We start from the raw sequence: 15,957 nt of genomic DNA, 5'->3' as shown, positions 1-15,957 counted from the left end.
CCGTTTTAAATACCGTATTAGAACGGTTAACCTTTTGCACAATTTGGATGCTGACCGAACCGCTTCGATTTTTGTTTTTTTCGGATAAACATACCCTAAAAATAGCTCCGCATGACCCAAATTGCAAATTTTAAACTCGTATGTTGCTGATATTCAATAGTGCTTTTTAAGAGCGTTCACGTCGCGCACAAAACAGGAAGATATTGATACCCAGCAAGCACTTTGACATTCGTATAATTTTTTTGGACATCCGTTATCGTCGGTTTCATCAAATTAGAATTACTTGCTCATAACAATACCAGCTGTGAAACTGATTGCGCTTAAGAAATGGGTTCCGATTGTTCGGAACGAATAGAATGTGATGCCGTTGGAATTAAAACATTTTACGATACTTACGGACGTCACTCAGTGTATTTGGATCTTGCCTTGAAAAAGTTTATTATCCTTATCGTATTTAAAACAACAAAGTAATGAAGAGTATAAAAATTCTACTATTGGTAATATCTCTGGGATTATTATTTTCCTGTAATCAACAATTAATTGATAAGCAAGAAACACTTGAATGTTTCGATTTTTGGTCGAATCAAGACTGGGAATGGTATAAAAGCAACATTCCGTTTTTGGAAACACCGGATAAAGACATAGATCTCACCTATTATTATCGATGGGAACTGGTAACTATGCACTTGGTGTATGGCTCTCCGGAGAATGGTTATGCCTCTACTGAGTTTATCGACCGCCCATGGTGGTCGGGTGCATATGGCACAATAAGTTGCCCTGTTGGTCATCATTTGTACGATTACAGATGGCTGCGCGACCCGAAATACTTGAGGGATTATACCAAATTCTGGTTTCATCATCCCGGGGCGCAACCTCATAATTATACAAACTGGCTTGGCGATGCTGTGTGGCAAGGTTACAAGGTTCATCAGGATACTGAATTTGTTACAGGTTTATTGAAAGGGCTGATTAATGACTACCAAAGATGGGAAGACCTTTATTGGGTTGAGGAAGAAGGGATGTTCGCCTGGGACGGAATGCACGATGGCATGGAAACCAATATAAACAGCAGGCAAACACCAAATTGGTTTGCTGGTGCCCCCGGTTATCGTCCTACCATTAACGCTTACATGTGGGCACATGCCAATGCCATTGTAAACGTTGCTAAATTAACCGGAGACAATAAAACGATTGACAAATTCACGGATAAGGCAAATACAATTAAATGCAATTTTCAGGATAAATGTTGGGATACAAACCGAAGTTTCTTTTTTCACCGGTTTAAAAATGATGAAGTTACGGCTGACAGAAGCGACACAATAAAAGCCAATACGCTAACCTACCAAAGTGGCAAATACGAAGGAAGCCCTCATGGACGAGAGTTAATGGCTTATGTTCCCTGGTATTTTAATATGATTGATGATACCCCGGAATTTGGGTCAGCATGGCAATTTTTAATGGATCCTGAATTTTTCTATGCAAAGTTTGGTCCTACAGTAACAGAGCGAAACGATCCCTTGTTTTTGATCTCGCCTAGATGTTGTGTGTGGAGTGGGAATTCGTGGCCTTTTGCAACTTCCCAAACCTTAAAGGCAATGTCGAATGTCCTTAATAACTACCAAAATCAGTTGATAACAAAAGAGGATTTCTTGGAAATGTTCAGCATATTTTCCATAACACACCGACAAGATGGCAAACCCTACATTGCTGAGGCTTTGCACCCCGATAATGGCTCTTGGGATGGGCACGATGTTCCCGGTCATAGCGAGCATTATTACCATTCATCTTACATCGATTTGGTTATTTCTGATTTGATCGGACTAAAACCCCAGGCAAGCGATTCTATACTTGTAAAACCTTTGATACCTGACGAATGGGAATACTTCATACTGGAGGATGTGGTGTATCATGGTTACAATGTTTCTATTGTTTGGGACAAAACCGGAGAAAGGTATAAAAAGGGAAAAGGTTTTCGAATTTTGGCAGATGGAAAAACCATTGCTTCTGCAGAACAGGTGCAGGATCTAAGTGCTTATTTGACGTCGAAACAAGTAAATATCACGGAAGAAAGCCAGGTTAACTATGCCGTTAATAACACCGACAAATATTACCCCAAAGCCATTGCATCATTTCCCGGGATTAAAGATCGTGTGAGCAAATTAAATGATGGACAGTTTTGGTATTTGACTCGCACTACAAACCAATGGAGCAATGAATATTCTGAAGAGGAGCAGGATTGGGCTGGAATTGACTTTGGAATTGAAAGGGATATAAAGAAGATTATTGTATATTTTGTAGAAGACGATAATAAAATTAAATCGCCCCAAGCCTACGAGCTTGAATACTGGGATGGAAAGGACTGGGCAAAAATACAAGGACAGAAAAGACAATATGAAAAGCCAATGGCGCGCAAAGGGAATTCCATTGAATTTAAAGCGCTAAAAACGTCTAAGATACGTTTGCTACTTCATCCTCAGGAGGGATACAATATTGCCATAAGTGAAATAGAGGCATGGGGGAAGCCAAATCTTCCATTGATTGAACCAAAAGAAAGGGATTCGATTCAATTGGGGTATAATTGCAGTGCATCTTAGACGTCAAGGTATGATAATTTAGATTTTTTAGCGGATGGCAAGATTTATCGAAATCAGCGGTGGACATCCTATGAATCGCCTAACGATATGGATTGGGTAGAAATTGATTTCAACAAGCAATACACGTTCAATCGGATATATGTATATTTTTTTCAGGATAATAATATTCTTCCTCCCGAAGAAATTATAGTTGAGTGTTGGGACGGTAGTAGTTGGAAAAATACAGCTATTGTTAAGAATATTCCTGAGAAGTATATCGGAAATGCTCTGAACATTCTTGCCGTTAACGAAACAATAGCTTCTAAAGTAAGGCTAAATTTAGTTCATCAAAAAGGGAAAAAGAGCGGTATATACGAAGTTGAGTTTTTAAACAAATAGTTACGGCTAAAGTGAAAACTCTAGCTCAACATCCAACAATTGCACAGAGGATAATATGAGAAATAGAAGTTTGATTCTTTCCATGATTAACAGTTAAACTTAAGCTAAAATTTGGTTCTTTTGTTTCAAATATCTCAATATTCACAAACAGTCAATCATATATGTTTACAACTTGCATAAATCACTTTACATATTGCTGAAGGAAGCAGCATTAGTTAATTTCCATATGATTATTTGAATAAAATGAGAGAAGAACGAACAATTGTACAAGTACATTACACATTTGTAATGCTTCCGTATTTCTTCCTTGATATTTCTATCCATAATGACAATGATAAGTTAGAGATGTGGTTATTCTTATCGTTCAGATCTTTAGAGAAGATTAAAGCCGGAACCATACTATAAATGCAAGCTTTCATAAATAGTGAGTTAGATAGCACGGTCAGTTTCTATGTCTTCAGTATCTTGAAGCAAGGAGCTGACTTCTTTTTTGCGGTTTAACAATGTATATTATTGAGGCTTCATTGACAATTCTTGCAGCTGTTATGTTTTTCATATTCAATGTGTCTATTTCTTTGAATGTTATCTACTGGATAAAATGTAATATGATTAGCTGCCAATTGTATGGATTTTTCTGGACAGGCATGTTGTGATAATAGGTTAAATAATGATTTGAATAGGCTGGATCATAAAGTAATTATTCATCTTTTTCTGATTTGTTTGGTTATAAAAGTAATTTTTACCTGTTCTAAGTTGTTGAATTGCAGCGGTATTTACATTTGTGATAGTTTTGAGAACATCTGTTATGGTGAAAATTGTCATTTGCTGCTTAATTGCGTATGATCTCTTTTCCCGGAAAGTACTATTGTGCAGGAAATGGAAAAGGGTAAACTAAAACGCTAAATAGAAATGCTTATGAAAAAATTAATTCTAATTCAGATTGTTCTTTAGACCTGTTTTTAATATCTGTTTCAACGGAGAAATTAATTACAGAGCAAATTGCCAAAAGAACGCAGCAACATTATCAGAATTCAACCGATCCGGCATTTATCAGTCCCGGATTTAATACTAAAACAGACCAAAAAACATGTGCTTATGGAAAAGACCAAATTGTAGAAAAATGTTAATCCTGAAACCTCCGGAAACTTCCTCGAAAAAAACAATGTCTTATTTCAAATTCAATAGGACCATTAAAGAGGGGTAAATTAATTCTAACACTAAAACGAATTTAAAAAGTGATGTAAATGAAATCCAAATCTATTGTGAAAATTCGATTACTGTTTTATGTTATCTGTATGATTTTCATACCCTTTTGGGCAGAAGCTCAGGAAAGGGGTATAACAGGAATGGTTTACGATGAGAAGGGAGAACCTATTCCCGGAGTAACCATTTTAAAAGTAGGTACAACTGAGGGAACAACTACCGATTTTGACGGGAAATTCTCTATAAGTGTAAGCGAAGGCGACATCCTGCGTTTTTCTTTTATCGGTTTTACTCCCCAGGAGATAGAAGTAGAAGATCAGGAAACTTTAAAAGTTGCATTAAGTTCCGATGTTAAAAGCCTGGATGAGGTAATGGTAGTTGCCTATGGTGTCCAGAAAAAAGAATCGGTAGTAGGCGCAATCTCCCAGGTTTCAGGAGAAAAGTTGAAATCCATTAAAATGGGAGGTAGTATTGAGAATACATTACAGGGAAGCTTACCAGGCTTAACTGTTATTATGACCGACCCTACTCCCGGAGAGGAAGCTATTGGTGGTTATTACGCTGCATCGCCTATTCAAATGGCGATTCGTGGTACTGCCTCAATGGGAAATAACAATCCTCTGGTAATTGTTGATGGGGTTGAGCGTAGTTTTTCAAATATTGATCCAAACGAGATTGCCTCGATTTCTATTTTGAAAGATGCTTCGGCAACCGCTGTTTACGGGGTAAAAGGGGCTAACGGTGTAATTATTGTGAACACTAAAAGAGGTAGAGCCGGTGCTGTGGAACTGGACTTTAGTGCTAACTGGACAATGAAAACGGCAGCAATATTGCCAGAGTACATGAACTCTTACGAAACGATGATGCTCAGAAACGAAGCCTACCGAAATGATGGAATGTGGGATATGTTAATTTCAGATGAAGCACTTCAGCATTATAAAAATCAGGACCTGCCTTACCTTTATCCTGATTTCGACTGGATGGACTACTTGTTTGAGCCAGGTTTCGATCAAACTTATAACCTGAATGCAAGGGGAGGTAACAACTTTGTTCAGTACTTCGTGTCGTTAGGGTATTTGGAAGAGGGAGATATTTTCTCTGTTGGAAATAAATTTCCTTACAATTACGACAAGAAAAATGCACACTACTGGCACCGACGTTATAATTTCAGAAATAACCTTGATTTTAACATAACAAGAACAACAAAACTATCTGTTAATTTAGGGGGTAACATTAAAGTATGGAATAAACCGGAAGATACATTTACCCAAATGATCTGGTACGAGAGTCCGACCAACCTGCCATTTTATCCTGCTGGTATCCTCGATCAATATCCTGATGATGTTATACCATATAATCAAACAGGCGACAGGCCTTTTATAAATCCTTCAAAAGGTGAGGTAAAATTACACTGGCTTGGTGGACGTGGTTTTTTACGTAGAAAAGCAAACGAAATTAATTCGGATCTTCGCTTAACACAGAAGCTTGACTTTATTACTGAAGGACTTTCATTTTCTGCAATGTATTCGTACAACAGCCAGGCGATATACAGTAAAACCTACTTTTATGAACCATACTATGGATATTATCTCGATCCGGAGACAACGCAATGGGGACGTTATGATGCCTGGGGGGCTGAAGATTTTGATACTCCACAACCACCTTTAACAGTAAGCAATAACGACAACTTGTGGCAGGTTGGTCGCTCACACTACTACGAAGCACAACTGATGTACGGCCGCCAATTCGGAAAACATAATGTTGGAGGGGTTGGTGTATTTAGCCGTCGTCAATCAAGAGCAATTGACGATTTCCCACATTACGAAGAAAACTGGGTAGGTCGTGGTACTTATAACTACGACGAGAGATATTTCTTTGAAGCAAGTGTTGCTCATACCGGATCAGAAAAATTTGCACCTGGACTACGATTTGGAACTTTTCCTGCATTTGCAGGAGGTTGGATGATTTCGAAAGAAGAATTCTTTACTCCAATTACACATCTATTCAACACCTTAAAGTTGAAGTACTCCTGGGGTAAAGTAGGTAGCGATGCCGGAATTGGTCGCTGGCTTTATATTTCAGAGTATTCGGATGCTGCCGGTAGTATTGGATTTGGTTACCCAATGCAGGGGTATCCTTACATTCAGGAAGGAAATATTCCTGTAACCAATGCAACATGGGAAGAGGCAATCAAACAAAACCTTGGTTTTGAGCTGGGAATGTTCGATAGCCAGATTACATTAAATGTAGATCTCTTCAATGAACGACGTAAAAATATGCTGCAACAACGTATGTCCGTTCCTACTTATGTTGGGGTAACTGAAATTAGAGGTAACCTTGGAGAAACCAAAAGCCACGGTATCGAGATCGACCTGTCAGTTAACAAGCAGTTTGGAAACGGATTAGGACTTTATCTTGACGCCAATGTTGCAGTGTCAGAAAACCGTGTGGTATTCTATGATGAGCCGGATAAAAACCCGTTCAACATAAAAGCGGAAGGGAAACCTGTTGATATAGCACGTCGTCTTGGTACTTATACTCCAGGATCTGGTTTAGTTGATGCCGGTTTTTATCAAAACTTCGACGAGTTGTTCTTATTCCCAACAGCAACAGGAGGTTCTCCAATTGTAGGTGACTTTAAATACCTTGATTTCAACGGAGATGGTGCTATTGATGCACAGGATTACGTTGTAGCAAAGGATCCTACAGTACCAAACTTAACTTTTAATGTAAAGCTTGGAGCAACCTTTAAAAAATGGTATGCTGATGCTACCATATATGGAATTGGACCAGTACAGAGTCCAATGCGTCAGGGAGGTATGTTTTACTTATATCCTTTCTCGGATAACGAAAGTAACGCTTACACTGCTCACGCAAATCACTGGACTCCTACAAATACCAATCCTGAGTTCCCTGCGGTTCATTACGCTGCGGCTGACCAGTACAACTACCAAATAAGTAATTTTTCAATGATTGATGGTCAGTATCTTCGTTTAAGAAACGCACGAATAGGTTATAACCTTGATATTCCTGCATTAAAAGATATTGGTGTACAGCGAATGAGTTTAGCACTTATCGGAACAAACCTTTTAACCTGGAAGAAAAGAAGCTGGGGGGGAGATCCGGAAGGATATAACTACGGAGTAGATTTTGGTGCATATCCGCAAACGAGAAGATATACGCTGGAGTTGAATGTGACATTTTAATTGTGAAAATAGAAACATATGAAAAAGATATTATTAATATTATTTACTGCAATAGCCTTGTTTGGATGCGAGGAATATCTTGACAAGGTTGAAGATTCGGATGGACTGCAGGAAGAAGATGTTTTTACAGACTACTTGAAGTTCAGAAACTTTGAAGACCGTATGTACAAAGATTTGAATAATTATTTGTCAGACGGTGATTATACCTATATCGCGGCATTGTGCGACGAAGGACATTTAGGACCAGGTTGGGAAACAATGCCGGTTGCTCAAAGTGGCGACTGGATCCGCTCGTACAAAACGGGTCAGGCACTTCAGTTTTATGGTGTTTGGGATGCTTGGCAAAGTATACGAATTGCAAATATTGTACTGCAAAACCTTCATATGCTTGAGGGAAATGCTACTGCAGAGCAAATCAATCAACTAAAAGGTCAGGCGCATTTTATGAGAGCCTGGTATTATTACGAGTTTCTGAAACGTCAAGGGGGGATGCCTTATATAAAGAATGTTTTTAGTGGTACCGATAACTTTGCTTTAGAGCGTTTATCATATCATGAAACAGCATTGGAAATTGCCGCCGATTGCGATACTGCTACTATGTTATTGCCATCAAGATGGGATGATGCCAATATTGGACGCCCAACTGTAGGAGCGGCAATGGCATTAAAAGCGTCAACGTTTTTGTTTGATGCCAGCCCGAGCAATAATCCCGGGAATGATAACTCAAAATGGGAAGCTGCTGCCGGTGCTGCCTGGGATATAATTCGAATGGCACAATCAACAGGGCGCTATAATTTGTTGCCTTGTAATGGTCAGGATCAGGTATCATACACAACTCCATCAGGAATTAAAACCATAGATTACGTTAGTGGTTACGATAGTATTTTTATGTATCAGCCATTTAACGACGAAATAATCTGGGAATTCTATGGAGCAAGTTGGAGCGGTAACGGAATGTGGACGGTATTTACAACACCGAGTATAAGTGGTGGTGGTGTAATACAGGGATTCAGCCCATCGGCCAATATTGTAGATAAGTTTGAAACTGATAAAGGATTGGCAATTGAAGATGATCCTGATTTCGATAATCAGGACCCTTATGTAAATCGCGATCCCCGCTTTTACCATTCTATCCTCTTTAACGGTGAGCGATGGACAAGTCAAACCGATCGTTACCTGGAATTGTTTAATGGCGGTGCCGAGCGCAAAAATGCTGAACACAACTCGTTCTCTGGTTATCTGGCCCGTAAATTCTGGGCTAAAAATGTAGACCAGTGGTCGGGAACTTCCTCACCTTTTACTCACGTAATTTATTTCCGTTTAGCAGAAATGTATTTACAATATGCTGAAGCAGCTAACGAAATTGGTGGTCCAAATCATACAATTTCAGGAGCTGATTTATCTGCAGTTGAAGCAGTAAATATTGTTCGCGCAAGGGTAGGAATGCCTCCTGTTAATGCACAATACCTAACAAGTAAAGAAGCTTTCCGCGAACGTATTAAGAACGAACGCGCTGTAGAACTTTACCTCGAAGGAAAAAGATTTTTCGATCTTTCAAGATGGGGAGATGCACATAAAGCAGAACACCGCAACCTGTATGCTGACAATTTTGAAGAAGACAGTGCAAGCCCCACCGGCTACAAAATTACTCGTTCTTCTGATCCATTCGCCAGCTTAACTTTTGCACAAAAACATTATAAGTGGCCTATCCCGCTGGAGGATGCTTTAATGTTTGATGAGTTTAAACAAAATCCCGGATGGTAGAAACACTCTGAATTGTGTATAAAATCCATACGAAAGAAATACAGGATTCAGTTAAAAAAAGAGTATTTGATATGAAAGAAAAATATATAAATAGACTTTTGATCTTGGTCACCATCATCCTGATAGGTTTAAGCACAAATGCACAGGAGGAAAAGGTACCGACAAAAGAAATTACAGCAATTCTTGTTGATAACGATAATGTACCGGTTGCCGATGCAGTTGTGTCGTCGTTTATTGCCAGGGATAAGGCTGTTACTAACGAAGATGGTAGTTTTACAATCAACATTGCAGCTGCAACACAAGAGCATCTGACGGTTAATGAAAGTGGTTATAAACCACTGACCATCGAAATAGAAGAAGGAGAACTTGAGAATAGTTCTTTGGTAATTGCAAAAGAGAATATTTACTCGGGAGATAAGGTACTTAATTTTCCTTACCAGGATATGTTAGCCAATCGTTCGGTATCGGCAACAACTGTAATTACCGGAGAAGAACTGAAAGCTTACCCAACTGCAAACTTTCTTGAAGCTTTAAGCGGAAGAGTTCCCGGGATGATCGTTTCGACTGGCAATTCTATGCCAGGATATGAAACAGTAGGAGTTAGTATACGCGGAGTAAGTGCAGTGACCTATATTGATGGAATTTTGCGCGATGCAACTGATTTGGCAATTGAAGAGGTAGACAAGGTGCATATTATTCGCGATTTAAGTGGCCGTGCCATGTTAGGAATAAGTGCTACCAATCCGGTAATCTATATTACTACAAAAACTGGTACTTCGTACAAAAGAGAGATTAATGCCATGGCAAGTTTTGGTGTGAGCTCTCCTGAGAGTTTACCAAAATATCTGGATGCATACGATTATGCAACATTGCATAATGAGGCTCGCCAAAACGATGGATTAAATCCACTTTATTCGCAGGAAGCGCTTAATGCATACCAGAATAACTCTGATCCTATCAGATATCCAAACATCGATTACCAGGACGAGTACCTGAAAAAGCAAACAATGTACCGGAAAGCTAATGTAAACTTCAGTGGTGGCGACCAGAAAGTAAGCTACTACTCGATGTTAGACTATGTTGGTACTGATGGTTTGGAAGCTGTTGGTCAGGATATGAAATACAACCGCTACAAAATCAGGGGTAATGTTGATATTAAGTTGAACGATTGGATGAAAATGAACGTTCACCTGTCGGCTGTATATGGCAAAAACAAATATGCAAACCAAGGCAATGGTTCAGATCCTTTTGATTTGATCTATTATACTTCAACTTATCCGTCGAATGCACATCCAATTACGTATGATGACAAGTATATTATCAGCGACAATTATCCTGTAAACTTAACCAACGAGTTGGTTTACGGAGGTTACGCCGAGAGTGTAGCACTTAACACTCAAAACGGTGCCGACTTAATAATCGACCTGGGTAGCGTGCTTGAAGGATTAACGTTTAAAGGTTCTGCTGCATTTGATGTTTATAACTCGATTACCAATAATAAAGGGGGAACAGAAGCACTGTATCGCCTCAATTTCAACGGCGATGAAATTGCAACAGAAAGAATTGTTGAGCGTGAAGTTGTTCCGAGTTTATGGAGTGGAGATAACAGTTACATGCGAAGAACTACCGGTTATGGACTTTTTACCTACGACAGAACATTTGATAAACATGCCTTAACCGTTAATACTTCTTACCTGCAATTGATGGAAGAGGTGAGGAACGTAGATCCAAACTACCAACCATTAAAAAGACAAGACCTGTCGTTCAGAGCGAACTATGCTTACGATAACAAGTATGTTGCACAAGTAGATATGAGTTACTCGGGAAGTATGTTCCTGCAAAAGAACGACCGTTTCAATCTTTATCCTACAGTTGGGGCCGGATGGGTTGTTAGCAACGAAGATTTTATGGCCGACAGTAAAGCTGTTAATTATTTGAAACTTTATGCTTCGGCCGGATACACTGGAATTGAGTATGTTGGTTTGGCCGGATTTAACTCGTACTACTTATTCGAAACTTTGTGGCAGGACGTTAGCGACTGGCAACCTGGTATTGACGGAAATAAAGGTGGTTCAGTTAATGTTTACAACATTATGCAGGCCGGTAGCGAAAGTTTTGAGCTTCCTACACTCCGCTTCATTAATGTGGGTGTTCAGAGTAGCTTGTTTAACAACTCCCTGGCAGTTGAGTTAAATTACTACAATCGTAACGAAAGTGATCTTTTCTCTTTGAAACAATACGAAACACCTTCGTTATACGGTGGATATGATTTCTTACCTGCTACAAACTATGGCGAGAATCAATATTGGGGATTGGACGGACTTGTACAGTATACCAATAAAATAGGAGAGCTGGAATATTCGATTGGTGCCAATGCCACATACAACAGGGGGAAAGTTATAACAATTGATGAACCTGTTGCATTGGAAGAATACCGAAAAAGAGCAGGAACACAAATCGACAATATTTTTGGTTATCAGGCTGATGGTTTGTTTCAATCGGAAGCTGAAATTGCAGAACGTGGAATTTCTCAAAGTTGGGGAGCTCTTCAACCGGGAGATATCAGATACGTTGATTATAACAACGACAAGGTTGTTGATGAGAAAGATGTTCACGACCTGGGAGAACATATTCCACGTATTTACTACGGACTTAATCTGAACCTGAAATACAAAGGAATAGGTTTAAGTGTAATGGGAACAGGTAGAGCCGATGGAAAGTATACGGTTGCAAATTATGAGATGATGGCTTCATCTACAGCAAACTTTACAGAACCAATGATGGATCGCTGGCCGGAAACAAATGACTACCCACGTTTATCATTTCAATCAGATAACAGCAATCAAATGTCGTCTTTCTGGTTAAGAAACGGAGCTTATTTCACCATGAAAAATGTGGAGCTAAGTTATACACTGCCACGTAGAATTTCTCAGAAATTCCTGATGAGTAATCTGAAAGTGTTTGCACAAGGAAAGAACCTGTTTACTGTATCAGAATACAGCAAATACGGTATTAATCCTGAAAACACCCTTGCAGGATCTTATACGTATCCGATAATGAGAACCATTGCCTTTGGGGTAGCATGTAAGTTTTAATTGTTAAAATTTCACGTATGAAACGAATAGAATTTATTATATTATTAATAGTAGTCTTTGGCTTTACATCTTGTGATTTTCTTGATCCGAGACCAATCCAGGATCAAACTACAGAAGACTTATGGAGCCATGCTACCTATGGAGAGGGTATCTTAACCAAAGCATACTACGATCTTGAATCGAATTATCCCATAAGGAATGATTTTTATACCGATAATGCGGTGCCAAATACAACAGGTTTAAATAATCTGGCTCTTGGTTCGTGGACGGTACAGAATAATCAGATAGGTGAGTGGGATCAATGTTACGAAAACATTCGTTACCTGAACTTATTCCTTGAGAATGCTGAGGGTATGCCTTATAAGATTTCTGATCCGCAGAAAGATTCACTTATTGCCATTCAACGGACCGGAGAAGCTTATTTCCTTCGTGCATGGTACCAGTGGAAATTGTTACGCGACTATGGTGGTTATGCCACTGGGGAGACCGAGGCACTTGGTTTTCCAATCGTAACCCATGTGTTAGGCCAGGACGAAGAACTTGATATTCCTCGTAATACATACGAAGAATGTGTTGAACAAATAGTGAGCGATTGTGATGAGGCGATTGCTATTTTACCAAATGATTATTTAAATGGTGATGATGAGTTAACAGGTTTGGTAAACAGGGGAAGAGCTTCTGCATTAGCAGCCAAGGCGCTGAAAGCCCGCATGTTTTTATATGCTGCCAGCCCGGCTTATTCAGGTGCTGAACAATCAAAATGGGAAAGAGCTGCCAGCGCTGCTGCCGAAGCTATTGAAGCAGCAGGTGGATTAACTGATTTGGTTCAGTTTGGTAATTTTAATAACGCAACCAGTATCGACAACATTTGGATTTCTCCCACATGGAACGGCGTATGGGAAGGATCTTTTTATCCTCCATCGCTTTATGGTACAGGACTTTGTAATCCATCGCAGGAACTTGTTGATGCTTTCCCTGCAAAAGACGGTTACCCGATTGTTGAAAGTGCTGTATATAAAAGTGGTGTTCCATACAAGAACCGCGACGGAAGATTCGAAAGATTCATATTCTTTAATCAGGATCTGTATAACTCAACCTACATTAAAACTGTTGAAGGTGGTGCCGATGCTCCGGGTGGATTAAGCCAGAATGGTACACGCACCGGTTATTACATGAAAAAGTTAATGAGTAAGAACGTTCGCCTTACACCTGGTGATGTTACTTCCGATGTTCACTTTTATGTACGCTTTAACAAAACAGAACTGTACCTTAACTTTGCTGAAGCAGCCAATGAGGCTTATGGTCCAACCGATGCAACACTTGGTTTTTCTGCGCTTGAAGCGATGCAGAAAATCAGAGAGCGTGCCGGAATCGATTCTGATCTGTCTTCTGCAAGTTATGATGATGCATACCTTGAAGCACAAGCGGCAGCTGGTAAAGATGCATTTAGAGAGTTGATTAAAAACGAGCGACGCCTGGAACTATGTTTCGAAGGTCACCGTTTCTGGGATATTCGCAGATGGAACGAACCATTAAACCATACGGTAAGTGGTGTACGTATTACGGTTTCTAATGAGCAGTTGGAACAAGAACCATTCAATGTAGCCTTGGCATCAACACCAAGTACCGACTATGTTTCAGGTTGGGAAGACTTAAATTCAATCAACAACGGATATGAAAATCCAACTTCCTCAACGGATCACAGCCGTGGTATCTACGGTAACTGGTACAGTGGTGGTGAGTGGAGATATGTACAATATGATTTCCCGGAATACCTTACTGCGAACGGAACAAGTACGAAGCATACTGTTGATCAGTCTGATATTTATTGGTTTGCTGATGGAGGTGGTCTTTTGGCTCCCGATAGTATTTACATTCAATACTGGGATGATAATACTTCAGCTTGGGAAGAAGTAGAGAATGCAGATGCCTATGGAAACGCACTTGACCAGTGGAATACAACAACTTTCGATCCTGTATCAACAAGTAGTATTCGAATTAATTTTAAGAATAATGTCGAATCATGTGGTATAATCGAATGGCAGGTTTGGGGAGTTCAAACAAGTCCTGCTAACTTTAATTACGAATACCGCACTGTTGAGAATCATACTTACCAGGATTATATGAGGTATATTCCTGTGCCATACACGCAAACGCTTATTATGAGTAATCTTAAACAAAACAGTGGATGGTAGCAGTTAGCTTTATATCTAATAACGTAAAATCAGTTACTATGAGAAATATAATTTTAATATTAATGTTGGTCGGTCTCTTGTCCGGATGTTATGACGACTACAGGCTTGATTATCCATATTCAACGGTTGCATTTTCTGATGCTACAGGAGGAGTGGATGTTCCCGGAGTATTGGGTCGCACTGTTGTAAAAGGCGAAGGATTGAGTCTTGAAATGGGAGTGTATTTGGCCGGTGTCCTTGAAAACGACCAGGAAAGATGGGTAGAATACGAAATCGATGAGAGCCTATTGGAAGGTACTTCTTACGAGCTTTTACCTTCTTCGTACTATCAATTGAGCGATAACGGCAAGTTTGTAATTAAACCTGGTGAATTTACAGGAAGAGTTACTGTTACGCTTGACTCAGTTGCTTTTTTGAACGATGCGAGTGCTACGAATTATAAATTGGCATTGCCAATCAGACTGCTTCAGACTTCTGAAGATTCTATTCTGCAAACACAGAGTACCAAAATTATTGCTATTAAATATATTAACCACTATGAAGGTTATTATGATAATAGCGGATCATTTGTTACTTTAAGTGAAACCGGAGAGGAATTGAATTCTGGCGATGTTGAGAATGTGATTACAGGTACAACCTTAAATCTTGATACAATTGTTATAAACGGTCTTATTGATGGAGTTGGAGAAGACTACATGGCTAAATTGCTAATCAACCCAGATAACTCGTTATATATCAAATATCTTCCGAAAGTAGAAGAAGAGGTAGTAGAAGAAAATGTTGCTTTAGCAAGTACTCCTTCAACATCATCTGTTTCATCGTGGGAGAATTTAAATGGTATAAATGATGGACAGGAACCGGTAAATTCTGAAACAAAAAGTGAAGGTGGTGCATATGGTAACTGGCCAAATGCCGAAACATGGAACTGGGTTCAGTATGATTTTCCACAGTACTATAATATAACAAAATCGGAGGTATATTGGTGGACTGACAACGGTGGTATCTTGATTCCTTATAACTCGTACATTGAATACATGGATCCTGAAACCGGCGAGTGGACATTACTACCTGATCCGGTTGTTAACGGAGAAAGTATTTCTGCTGCTGATTATGGTAATAAAACCTTGTTCTCTGGCGATAATCCTGGTTTCGGAAACGAAAAAGATCAGTTCAATGAAACAACGTTTACATCAGTGATTACTAACAAAATTCGTTTACATTTTATTGCTGTGGAATCACAGGGTATTCATGAATGGAAAGTTTGGGGTACAAAAGGAAAGTTGGCAGGATATGAGCAGGAACCAATAGAAAACCTAACCTTAACAGAAGGTAGTGGCTATGATCCTTCAACCAGTACAATTTCTCTCAACTACCGTGTAAATTACGTAGGTAAGGAACATTACACAAATGTTTCTTCAAAATTAGTATGGAGAAACAGAGTGCGTGATGGCGTGAATGAATGGAGACGATAGTTTAAAACAAAAAGACAGAGAGTATGTATTTTACTTGCTCTCTGTTATTT

6 protein-coding genes and 1 pseudogene are annotated in these 15,957 nt (G+C 39.3%); all 7 read left to right on the top strand.

What is annotated here, in order from left to right; translation table 11 throughout:
• Nucleotides 1-470: 470 nt before the first annotated feature.
• The 7 genes and pseudogenes from ABZB17_RS01815 (at nt 471) to ABZB17_RS01785 (ending at nt 15,907) form a co-directional block, all read left to right on the top strand.
• Nucleotides 471-2,594 carry a discoidin domain-containing protein gene (locus ABZB17_RS01815; protein WP_372647734.1) on the top strand — a complete coding sequence of 708 codons (2,124 nt, stop codon included), beginning with the start codon at nt 471-473 and terminating at the stop codon, nt 2,592-2,594.
• A gap of 33 nt (nt 2,595-2,627) precedes the next feature.
• Nucleotides 2,628-2,972, top strand: a pseudogene (locus ABZB17_RS01810) (discoidin domain-containing protein); the annotation flags it as partial.
• Nucleotides 2,973-4,216: 1,244 nt separating this feature from the next.
• Nucleotides 4,217-7,381, top strand: coding sequence for a SusC/RagA family TonB-linked outer membrane protein (locus ABZB17_RS01805; protein ID WP_372647732.1), 3,165 nt, complete (start codon nt 4,217-4,219; stop codon nt 7,379-7,381).
• Nucleotides 7,382-7,399: 18 nt separating this feature from the next.
• Nucleotides 7,400-9,145 (top strand): RagB/SusD family nutrient uptake outer membrane protein, encoded by a 1,746-nt coding sequence (locus ABZB17_RS01800; RefSeq protein WP_372647730.1) that lies wholly within the window; start codon nt 7,400-7,402, stop codon nt 9,143-9,145.
• A gap of 71 nt (nt 9,146-9,216) precedes the next feature.
• A complete protein-coding gene (locus ABZB17_RS01795) occupies nt 9,217-12,240 on the top strand; it encodes a SusC/RagA family TonB-linked outer membrane protein (protein WP_372647728.1) in 3,024 nt (1,007 codons plus the stop codon).
• Between the two features lie 17 nt (nt 12,241-12,257).
• The gene (locus tag ABZB17_RS01790; protein ID WP_372647726.1) at nt 12,258-14,435 is read left to right on the top strand and encodes a RagB/SusD family nutrient uptake outer membrane protein; all 2,178 of its coding nucleotides are present in this window, start codon (nt 12,258-12,260) and stop codon (nt 14,433-14,435) included.
• Nucleotides 14,436-14,473: 38 nt separating this feature from the next.
• Nucleotides 14,474-15,907 carry a DUF1735 domain-containing protein gene (locus ABZB17_RS01785; RefSeq protein ID WP_372647724.1) on the top strand — a complete coding sequence of 478 codons (1,434 nt, stop codon included), beginning with the start codon at nt 14,474-14,476 and terminating at the stop codon, nt 15,905-15,907.
• Nucleotides 15,908-15,957 lie beyond the last annotated feature (50 nt).

This window comes from Draconibacterium sp. (assembly GCF_041583095.1).
In the GTDB taxonomy this organism is placed as follows: domain Bacteria; phylum Bacteroidota; class Bacteroidia; order Bacteroidales; family Prolixibacteraceae; genus Draconibacterium.
This window is presented reverse-complemented; position numbering and strand designations above follow the sequence as displayed.